Raw genomic sequence first — 10,036 nt, 5'->3', positions numbered from 1 at the left:
GTGGCACCGAGGCGTTCCCGGCGCGGCGCTCGGGTGGTGGTGAACCCCCACCTGCCCGCCATCGGCACGAACCCCCGTCGACTTGAGCGCTCCTCGCCTCGGCCGGTCACGGGGGCGGGGACGGGGGGAGGACCGGGGCATCGTTCTACGGGTCGCGCGGCGCCAGCGCCTGCGGACGGCCGGGAACCAATCTAGCCTCCACCCGGATGGACGTCGTCGTGCGGACACCCCACGGATCGGCCGACGTCGACCTCGTCGCAGCCCCCCCCTCGGCGACCCTCGCCGACCTCCTCGAGGCGGTCACCGGTCAGGCCGCGCCGGCGACGGCGCGCGTCGACGGACGGACCGTGTCGACGTCGCACGAGGTGGCCGAGCTCGATCTCGCCATCGGGTCGGTGATCGACACCCACCCGGCCTCCGCCACCGCCCACCGGGCGGACGAGCCGCACATCGTGCTGCTCCAGGTCACCGGGCGCGGCGCCGGCACCGAGATCCCGCTCACCGCCGGGCGGTACCGCGTCGGCGCGGGGCGCCGCGTCCGCGCCTCGGAGATGGACTGGGCACCCGTCGAGACCTCGGGCTTCGAGATCGACGTCGACGACCAGGCCCGGGTGAACGTCACGGCCGGCCGGGCCCACCTCGGTGCCCACGACCGGCCACGGATCGGGTCGCTGACGCTCGACGGCGCGATCGTCGAGCGTCGGACGGCGTGGACGTCGGGCCGGCTGTCGGTCGGCGGGCGGATGTTCGAGATCGACCGACCGACGACGGCGCCGAGCCGGCGTCGCCTGGCGGCACCCGATCGCGACGGGACGATCGGCTTCCGGCGCGCCGCGCGGCCCGTCGCCGCCGACCGCCCGCTCGTGGTCGGGGCGCTGCGCGACGCGGCGACGCTCGGCGATGCGCTGTGGCGACGACGGCGCGGCGACCACGACGCGTTCGTCGTCCCGATCGGCCTCGACGCCAGCGCCTCCGGCGCGGTGAGCATCGACCTGGGACGGCACCGCGGCGTCGCGATGATCGGTTCCGACCGCTTCGCGGCGGGCGTCGCCCGCACGGTGCTGGTCGAGGCGGTCACCCGCACCGGCCCGGCCGATCTCCGCGTGGTCATCGCGACGAGCCTCGACCGCGCTCCCCGGTGGTCGTGGGCGCGGTGGCTGCCGCACATCCGGGGCGGGGGTCCGGGATCCCCTGCCGACGTCTTCACCGACGTGTCGACGCTGTCGACGTGGGCGAGCTCGGTCCGCCCGTCGTCGCCGCTCCACCGCAGCGGCCACCCCGCCGGCGAGCCGAGCGCATCCGCGGTGACGGGCGCCGCCCGCGATCCCGCGTGGCGACCCCCGGACGCGGATCCGGGCACGCGACCGCTGACCGTCCTCGTCACCGACGACGTGTCGCTGTGGAGCCGGCGGCAGTCGCCGCTGCGCCCGCTCCTGACCGATCCGCCACCCGAGCTGCGGATCATCGCGATCTGCGACCACGCCGACGATGCTCCGTCGATGTGCACCACCCTCGTCCAGGAGGTGACGCCCGAGGCGTACGTCGCGCGCGATCCCGAGGACGTCTCGATCCACCGACGGCGCCCGCTCCTCGGCTCGCTGGCCGAGCTCCACGTGCGCACCGACGGCGGCTCGCACGTGGAGGTGGACGTGCACCCGGCGATGACCGAGCGCCGGCTCGCCGAGGAGGTCGCCCGTGCGATGGCCCCCCTCGACGATCTCGAGGCGGACCGCCACGGATCGCCTCCCTCGCGCCTCGCCGCGCCGTCGCTGGCGGAGCTGATCGCCTCGCCCCCCGGGTCGGACGCGGTCGCGCCCCACCCCGACCGCCTCGAGGTCGCCATCGGGATGAGCCCCGCGCCGAACGGCTCCGCGTCGGCGACGTCGCCGAGACCGGCGGCGCGCGCACCGGCCCGGATCGACCTCGCGACGGGCGAACCGACCGTGCTCGCGATCCACGGCGCCGTCCGGCACGACGCGACCGTCGCGGCGTGCGTCATCGGCGCCGCGGCGCGACGCCCGCCCGACCAGCTCGCCGTGCTCGTCGTCGGACGCCGACGGGCACCGTGGCTGGACGAGATCCCCCACCTGGCGGGATGGGTCGATCGCGGAGCGCGCCACGATCCCGCTCGCCTCGTGCACCGCGTCGCCCACGTCCTCGGCGAGGTGCCCGGGCTCGAGGTCCTGGTGATCGTGGAGGAGGCCTTCACCGACGGCTCGGTCTCATGGGACGACCACGCCGGCGTGGCCGCCGGGTTCATCGAGCTCGCGTCCTCGGTCGCGGGCGTCCACCTCGTCCTCACCACCACCGACGCGCCCTCCGTCCCGACCGACCTCGCCCGGCGCGGCACCTCCGTCCACGTCTCCGCGCGCGGGTCCGGCACCGTCCACCGCGGCGATCGGGCGACGCACTTCGTCGCCGTCGACACCGCGCCGACCGGCCGACCGGCACCCGCTGCCGAGCCGGAGCGGATCGAGGTCCGGCCCGCCGCCCACCTGCGGCCGATGACCCCCCTCGAGCGCCGCCTCGCACGGTTCCACGACGAGCGCGGCGACGGCGGCGACGGGCTGGGGATCGCCGCCATCGCGCGTGACGCCATCCCGTCGGCGTCGCGGCGCCGCCTCGCGCCGTCGGTCGACCTCGTCCCGCCGGCGCTGCCGGGTGAGATCGATCGGCGCGCGCTGTCGCGCGAGCACCCGGGCGACGGGATCCCCCTCGGCGTGCTCGACCGACCGGAGACCGCGTCGTTCGACGTCTACTGGTGGCAGCCGCGCACCCACGGCACGTTGACCGCCATCGGCTCACCGCGCTCCGGCGTCACCTCGCTCGTCGACCTCCTGCTCACCGGCATCGCGGGGCGCACGTCGGCCGACGATCTCCACCTCTACGTCGTCGAGGCCCTCCCCCAGCGGCGGCGCGCCGCCTCCTCGCTGCCCCACACCGGCGGTTGCGTCACCCCCGACGACGGCGACGCCACCGCGGCGATGATCGACGCGGTGCACTCGATGCTGGTCGAGCGGCTCGAGGGTCCCGGTGACGGCGGCGACCAGCCCGACGTGCTGCTGCTGATCGACGACGTGCAGCGGCTCCGGCGGAGCCTCGACGCGGTCGACGCTGCGCGGGTGCTCGACCGACTCGTGGAGATCGGGACCGTGGGTGCTGGCGTCGGGATCGACCTCGTGCTCGTGGCGCATCGCCACGTCGACCTCGGCGCGCTGGTGTCGATCTCGGGCGACCGGCTGGTGGGGACGCTCACCGACCCGTCCGATCGCGAGCGACTCGGGGCCCCGGCGGCCGGGCTCGACGACCGCCGACCCGGACGGCTCTGGTCGACGGGCTCGGCGCGGCGTGTGCAGCTCGCGGAACCCCCCCTGTCCGTCGAGCGCGAGATCGTGGAGATCGCGCCCGAACGTGCGACCGTGCGACCTCCGCGCCCGACGGGGATCGGGTCGACGTCGTGATCGAGGTGGTGGCGCGCGGCGACGGGGTCGGGATCGAGGTCGCGGGGGCCACGGTCCGCGGCGTCCGACTGCGCCACGACGTCGACGGACGCCTGTCGTCGGCCGTCGAGCTCCCGTTCCGGCTCGACGACGACGCGACCGCCCTCGACACCCTCGTGCTGCTCCGAGCGGAGCTCGGCGAGCCGCTCGAGCCGACCCGGATCGCGACCTTCCCGCCCGGCTCGATGCTCCAGCGCATCGACATCACCGGACGATCCGGACCGGAGCTGAACGACCTGCGCTCGAAGCTCGACCGCCTCCACGGGATCACCTCCTCGGTGGTCGTCGACGACGGTCCCCGGCGCTGGATCGTGGTGATCCGGTGGGACGCCCGGGCGACTCGCCGCCTCGAGGACCTCGCCGAGCGGGCCGGGTTCGTCGACGTCGCGGTCGAGCCGACGCCGATGGCGGTGGCGCGCGTCGCCGGTCGGGACGCGACCTACGTGCGGCGCTTCGTCGGCCAGGGCGACACCCACCACGCGATCGTGAGCAACCGCCTCCCGGTCGCGGCGCTGTCGTCGAACGCCGGCGGGCGGGGGTCGCCGGCCGTCGACATCAGCTCGATCGACGTGACCCCGGCCCACTACGACGACTTCCTCGGCGACGCGGCGCTCGGCGAGGTCATGGACCGGGTGGCGCGGCGCGTCGAGCCCGCCGCCCCGGTCCCCGCGCTCGATCTGGTCGGCGAGCCGTACCCCGCCTTCCCCGAGCACGACCTGCGCGCGGCGTCGCGCCAGGTGGCAGCGCTCGGTGCGGCCGTCGGGGCGGCCGGGTTGGCCGGGCCGATGCGTCCGGTCGACGTGAACGCCCTCGCCTCGCTCTCGGACCAGAGCTTCGATCGTCCGTGGGCGATCGAAGCGGTGTCGGCGCTCCCCGACGTCGAGCACGAGCCGGCGGTCCAGGGGGTGCGCCGCCTCACGCGCCGCCTCCGACCGCGCAGTCGGCGCTGAGCCGTGCGACAGCGGCGGCCCGCGCCGCGTCAGTCGCGATCGGGGTTCGACGGCGCTCGCCGATAGACGGCCATCGCCTGCTTCAGCGGAACCAGGTCGCCCCCGGGGCGCGCTCCCGACTCCTCGGCGTGGCGGATCGCGTGGAGCGCGATCTCGCGCGCCTGGTCGAGCTCGGCACGCAACCGGGCGTTCTCGTTCTCCAGCACCATCACCCGGCGGATGCCCTCCAGGTTCAGGCCCTGATCGGTGAGCTCGGAGATCCGGCGCAGCAACTCGATGTCGGCGTCGCTGTACCGGCGGTTCCCTCCCTCGGTGCGCTCCGGGCGCACGAGCCCGCGACGCTCGTAGATGCGCAGCGTCTGGGGGTGCATCCCCGCCAACTCGGCGGCGACCGAGATCACGTACACGGCCTTCAGCTCACGCCCGCTCACGACGTCGGGTCCCCGCTCGTGGCGTGGGCCGAGCTGGGCGCCGTGGCCGCGTCCAACGCCTCGATCGCGCTGCGCTGGTCGTCGGTCAGCTCGGTGGGCACCTGCACCTCGACGGTGACGATCAGGTTGCCGGACCCGCCCGACCGCTCCACACCCCTGCCACGGACGCGGTGCCGGCTCCCCGACTGGGTCCCGGGCTTGATCCGCAGCGTCACCTCTCCCCCCTCGAGGGTGGGGACGTCGACGTCCGCGCCGAGCGCGGCCTGGGCGAAGGTGATCGGGACGGTGACGGTGAGGTCGTCGCCGTCGCGACCGAACCGGCGGTGCGGGAGGACACGCAGCTGCACGAGCAGATCGCCGGCGGGTCCGCCGTTGCGCCCGGGGGTCCCGCGGCCCGTGAGCCGGATCGTCTGCCCGTCCTTCACGCCGGCGGGGATCCGGGTCTTGACCTCGCGGGGGCGCCGCTCGATCCCCGTGCCGTGGCACGTCTCGCAGGGGTACTCGATCACGACGCCGTTGCCCTGGCACACGCGGCACGGCGAGGTCATCGCGAAGAAGCCCTGGTTGTCGTCGACCACCCCGCGGCCCGAGCAGTTCTGGCAGATCTTCGGGCTGGTGCCCGCCTTGGCGCCGTCGCCCGAGCACGTCGAGCACCGCGCGTCCGACGTCAGGTGCAGCGTGGTCTCGATCCCACGGACCGCGTCGTCGAACGCGACGTCGAGCTGGGCGGTGACGTCCGAGCCCCGGCGCGGCCCGACCCCCGCCGAGCCGGGCGCGCCCGCACCGCCGCGTCCGCCCCGGCCGAACATGTTCCCCAGCAGGTCGCCGAGCCCGCCGGCACCGCTCACGTCGCCGACGTTGAAGGAGAACCCGCCCGGACCACCCGCGCCACCGGGGCGCGGCCCGCCGAACCCGCCACCGATCGGACCCATCGCCCGCACCTCGTCGTACTCGGCGCGGCGCTCGGGGTCGCCCAGCACGTCGTAGGCGGCGGACACGTCCTTGAACTTCTCCTCGGCGACGGTGTTGCCGGGGTTCTTGTCGGGGTGCAGCTCGCTGGCGAGCTTGCGGTACGCCTTCTTGACGTCCTTGTCGGAGGCGTCCTTCGATACGCCGAGCACGTCGTAGTAGTCCTTCTCGAACCATTCGCGTTGCGGGTTCACGTCGGGGGATCCCTCCTCTCGGGACGTCGCTGGGTGGAGCTGCGCGTGGCGTCGACGCTCCTCGTCGGTCGCCTCGCCTAGTCGGTCGTCTTGACCATCGCCGGGCGCAGGGTCCGGCCCTTCCACCGGTAGCCGCTGCGCAGGACCTCCGCGACGACGGGCTCGCCGCCGTCGGCGGGTTCGTGGGCGACCGCCTCGGCCACCTCCGGATCGAACGGCTGCCCGTCGAGGTCGAGGGTCTCGAGCCCGTGCCGCTTCAGCTCGACCAGCATCTGGTTGAGCAGCGGCCCGACCTCCTCGGGGTGGCGCAGGTAGGCCGCCTCGGCGGCGTCGAGGACGGGGAGCATCGCCTCGGCCAGCCGACCGGTCGCCCGGTCGGCGTCGGCCTGCGCTCGGGTGGCCGACTGGCGACGGAAGTTGTCGAAGTCGGCCTGGATGCGCTGGGCCATCGACTTGAACTCGTCGCGCTCGACGAGCACGGCCTCGACGTCGACGTCGGAGAAGTCGACGTCGCTCATCGCCTCGTCGACCGCGTCGGCGATCTCCTCGGCGAGGTCCTGGTGCGAACGCCGATCGGCATCGGCGCCGGCACCCGACCCGGGGGCGCCGGGCGTGGAGCCCTCGAGCTCGTCCGCGTCGAGCGGGCCGTCCGTCGGCGTCGGCCGCGGCGTGCCCCGGGTGACGTCGTCGACCTCGCTGGCTCGTTCGTCGTCGTCACCGGGCGCACCGCGACCCCCCGACCCGTCGGCCGGGGCCGACGGGCTCGATCCGCTCGATCCGAGATCCGGATCGTGGACCGTGGGGTCGTAGTTGTCACCGTCGCCGGTGTCGGCGGGGCGATCGTGGGGGTGGTCGGTCACGGTGTCCTCAGCTCTCGTCGTCGTCGACGATCTCGGCGTCGACGATGTCGTCGTCGGCGGCACCGCCGTCGGCGGCGGCGTCGCCGGTCGACCCCTGCCCCGAGGCCGACGATCCGGCGGCGTCCGCGTCGCGGGCCGCGTTCTCGTACAGCTTCTGGCTGAACGCCTGGCTGGCGGGAATCAGGTTCTCGGTCGCCGTCTTGATCGCCTCGGTGTCGTTGCCCGACAGCGCGGTCTTCAGGTCCGCGAGCGGTGTCTCGACCGCCTCCTTCTCGGAGGCGTCGACGCTGTCGCCCTGGTCGCGCAGCACCTTCTCCGTCTGGTGGACGAGGGACTCCGCGTTGTTGCGGACCTCGGCCTCCTCACGGCGCTGCTTGTCCTCCTCGGCGTGGGCCTCGGCGTCCTTGACCATCTGGTCGATGTCGTCCTTGTTCAGGGTCGACTGCCCGGTGATCGTCATCGACTGCTCCTTGTTCGTCGCACGGTCCTTGGCGGAGACGTGGACGATGCCGTTGGCGTCGATGTCGAACACGACCTCGATCTGGGGCACGCCACGGGGGGCGGGCGGCAGATCGACGAGCTGGAACTTGCCCAGCGTCTTGTTGTACTGGCTCATGTCGCGCTCGCCTTGCAGGACGTGGATCTCGACGGAGGGCTGGTTGTCCTCGGCGGTCGTGAAGACCTCCGAGCGCTTGGTCGGGATCGTCGTGTTGCGCTCGATCAGCTTGGTCATGATCCCGCCCTTGGTCTCGATGCCGAGCGACAGCGGGGTCACGTCGAGCAGCAGCACGTCCTTGACGTCGCCGCGCAGCACGCCGGCCTGGATCGCGGCGCCGATCGCCACGACCTCGTCGGGGTTGACGGTCTTGTTCGGCTCCTTGCCGGTGAGCTCCTGCACGAGGTCGCCGACGGCGGGCATGCGGGTCGAGCCGCCCACGAGGATCACGTGGCTGAGGTCGCCCTGCTTGACGCCGGCGTCCTTGAGCGCCTGCTCGAAGGGCACGCGGCACCGCTCGATGAGATCCGCGGTCATCTCCTGGAACCTGGCCCGGCTGAGCGACTCGTCGAGGTGCAGCGGACCGTCGGCGGTCGCCGTGATGAAGGGGAGGTTGATCTGGGTCGACTGGGTCTGGCTCAGCTCGATCTTGGCCTTCTCGGCGGCCTCCTGGAGGCGCTGGGCGGCCATGCGATCCTGGCTCAGGTCGACGCCGTGCGCCGCCTTGAACTGGTCGACGAGCCACGTGATGATCCGCTGGTCCCAGTCGTCGCCGCCGAGCTCGGTGTCACCGTGGGTGGACTTGACCTCGAACACGCCGTCGCCGATCTCGAGCACGGACACGTCGAAGGTGCCGCCGCCGAGGTCGAACACGAGGATCGTCTCGTCCTCGGAGCCCTTCTCGAGCCCGTAGGCGAGGGCGGCCGCCGTCGGCTCGTTGATGATCCGCAGGACCTCGAGCCCGGCGATCGTGCCGGCCTCCTTGGTGGCGGTGCGCTGGGCGTCGTCGAAGTACGCCGGCACGGTGATCACGGCCTGGGTGACGGTGTCGCCGAGGTAGCTCTCCGCGTCGCGCTTGAGCTTCATCAGCGTGCGCGCGCTGATCTCCTGGGGCGTGTAGCGCTTGCCGTCGACGTCGTCGGTCTTCCAGTCCTCGCCGATGTGGCGCTTCACGGAGCGGAAGGTGCGGTCGGGGTTGGTGATCGCTTGGCGCTTCGCGACCTCGCCGACGAGGACCTCGCCGGTCTTGGAGAACGCGACGACCGAGGGGGTCGTGCGCGCGCCCTCGGAGTTGGGGATGACGACGGGGTCTCCGCCCTCGAGGACGGAGACGACGGAGTTGGTCGTCCCGAGGTCGATGCCGACTGCTTTGGCCATGGTGGGTGCTCCTTGCTGGGGGGGGGTGTCGTCTCCGGGGTCTCACCCCTGGACGTGTGATCAGATCCTGATTCGGTGACGCTCAAGCTAGGGGCGATCGCACCATCACACAACGTCGATACATAAATGCTGAGTCCAAGCGACTCAGGAACGGGAGGGGCGCTCCCCCGGGCGCACGGGTCCCCGGACGAGGCGGCCCGATCTGCGACAGTCGGGGCCACCATGCAGCTCTACGTGCGCGACGCCCTGGAGACCGACGTCGACCAGCTGGTCGATCTCCTCCTGGGCGGCCGGGTCACCGACACCCCCGACGACGTCCACCACCTCGCCGACCACGTCGACGCGATCCGCGAGATCGACCGGACCGACGGGTCGTACCTCCTGGTCGGGGAACTGGCCGGTCGGATCGTCGCGATGCTGCAGCTGATCACCTTCCGCCACCTCCAGCACCGCGGCGGTCGTTGCGCCGAGATCGAGTCGATGCACGTCACCGCCGACGACCGCAGCAGCGGCGTCGGGTCGCAGATGATCGACCACGCGATCGCTCGGGCGAAGGACCTCGGTTGCTACCGGATCCAGCTCACGAGTCGCATCGAGCGCCGCGACGCGCACCGCTTCTACGAGGCTCACGAGTTCCGCCCCTCCCACGTCGGGTTCAAGCGAGCCCTCGATCTCGACTGGACCCCGGGCCGCAGCGCCGGGCGCCGACCGCTCTCGGTGGCCCCCACCCGCTGAGCGCCGACGGCCGTCGCGTGCTCCGTCACGTGGTCCGGACGTCACGCGGTCCGGCCCGTGCTCGGACGGAACGGGTCAGGCGAGTCGCTCGGGGCCGAACGACGACGGCAGCAGGGCGTCCATCGGCATCGTCTCGACGGCCCCGTCGACGGTCGCCGCGTGGATCGTCGTCTCGGCGTCCGCGAACTCGCGGATCTTCTGGCGGCACCCCCCGCACGGGGTGCCCGGGGTGTCGCCGGACGTGACGGTGACGATCCGCCCGATCGTCGGCTCGCCGTCCGTCCCGGCGACCATCGCGGAGATCGCTCCCCCCTCGGCGCACACCCCCTCGGGGTAGGCGGCGTTCTCGACGTTGCAGCCGACGAACACCTCCCCGTCGCTCGTGCGCAGCGCCGCACCCACCCGGTACCCCGAGTACGGGCTGTGCGAGCGCTCGCGCACCGCCAGCGCCGCGTCGAACAGCTGCCGCACCTCGTCGTCCATCCGCCCAGTATCGCCCCTCGGGCCCGACCCGGGGCCGACCC

8 protein-coding genes are annotated in these 10,036 nt (G+C 73.3%); 3 read left to right on the top strand and 5 right to left on the bottom strand.

Annotated features, from left to right (window positions below):
- Positions 1-206: 206 nt before the first annotated feature.
- Together ACOOHC_RS02295 and ACOOHC_RS02290 are read left to right on the top strand one after the other, a co-directional pair.
- On the top strand, positions 207-3,461 hold the full coding sequence (locus ACOOHC_RS02295; protein WP_420452397.1) for a hypothetical protein: 3,255 nt from the start codon (positions 207-209) through the stop codon (positions 3,459-3,461).
- Positions 3,458-4,450 (top strand): hypothetical protein, encoded by a 993-nt coding sequence (locus tag ACOOHC_RS02290; RefSeq protein WP_420452396.1) that lies wholly within the window; start codon positions 3,458-3,460, stop codon positions 4,448-4,450. The genes ACOOHC_RS02295 and ACOOHC_RS02290 overlap by 4 nt, the downstream gene beginning before the upstream one ends.
- A gap of 29 nt (positions 4,451-4,479) precedes the next feature.
- Here the strand turns inward: ACOOHC_RS02290 and ACOOHC_RS02285 are convergent, their stop codons facing one another.
- From ACOOHC_RS02285 to dnaK, 4 genes are all read right to left on the bottom strand, one after another.
- On the bottom strand, positions 4,480-4,881 hold the full coding sequence (locus ACOOHC_RS02285; protein WP_420452395.1) for a heat shock protein transcriptional repressor HspR: 402 nt from the start codon (positions 4,879-4,881) through the stop codon (positions 4,480-4,482).
- Positions 4,878-6,044, bottom strand: a complete 1,167-nt coding sequence (dnaJ, locus tag ACOOHC_RS02280; protein WP_420452394.1) for a molecular chaperone DnaJ — start codon at positions 6,042-6,044, stop codon at positions 4,878-4,880. The genes ACOOHC_RS02285 and dnaJ overlap by 4 nt, the downstream gene beginning before the upstream one ends.
- Before the next feature lie 77 nt (positions 6,045-6,121).
- The gene (locus ACOOHC_RS02275; protein WP_420452393.1) at positions 6,122-6,904 is read right to left on the bottom strand and encodes a nucleotide exchange factor GrpE; all 783 of its coding nucleotides are present in this window, start codon (positions 6,902-6,904) and stop codon (positions 6,122-6,124) included.
- A gap of 7 nt (positions 6,905-6,911) precedes the next feature.
- Entirely contained in the window at positions 6,912-8,777 is a 1,866-nt protein-coding gene (gene dnaK / locus ACOOHC_RS02270; RefSeq protein WP_420452392.1) for a molecular chaperone DnaK, read from the bottom strand.
- 222 nt (positions 8,778-8,999) lie between these two features.
- On the opposite strand from dnaK, the gene ACOOHC_RS02265 reads away from it, so the two are divergent.
- A complete protein-coding gene (locus tag ACOOHC_RS02265) occupies positions 9,000-9,512 on the top strand; it encodes a GNAT family N-acetyltransferase (protein WP_420452391.1) in 513 nt (170 codons plus the stop codon).
- Between the two features lie 75 nt (positions 9,513-9,587).
- On the opposite strand, the gene cdd is transcribed toward ACOOHC_RS02265, so the two are convergent.
- Positions 9,588-9,995, bottom strand: a complete 408-nt coding sequence (gene cdd / locus ACOOHC_RS02260) for a cytidine deaminase (RefSeq protein WP_420452390.1) — start codon at positions 9,993-9,995, stop codon at positions 9,588-9,590.
- Between the last annotated feature and the right edge of the window lie 41 nt (positions 9,996-10,036).

Source organism: Ilumatobacter sp., assembly GCF_965215205.1.
Lineage (GTDB): Bacteria > Actinomycetota > Acidimicrobiia > Acidimicrobiales > Ilumatobacteraceae > Ilumatobacter_A.
This window is presented reverse-complemented; position numbering and strand designations above follow the sequence as displayed.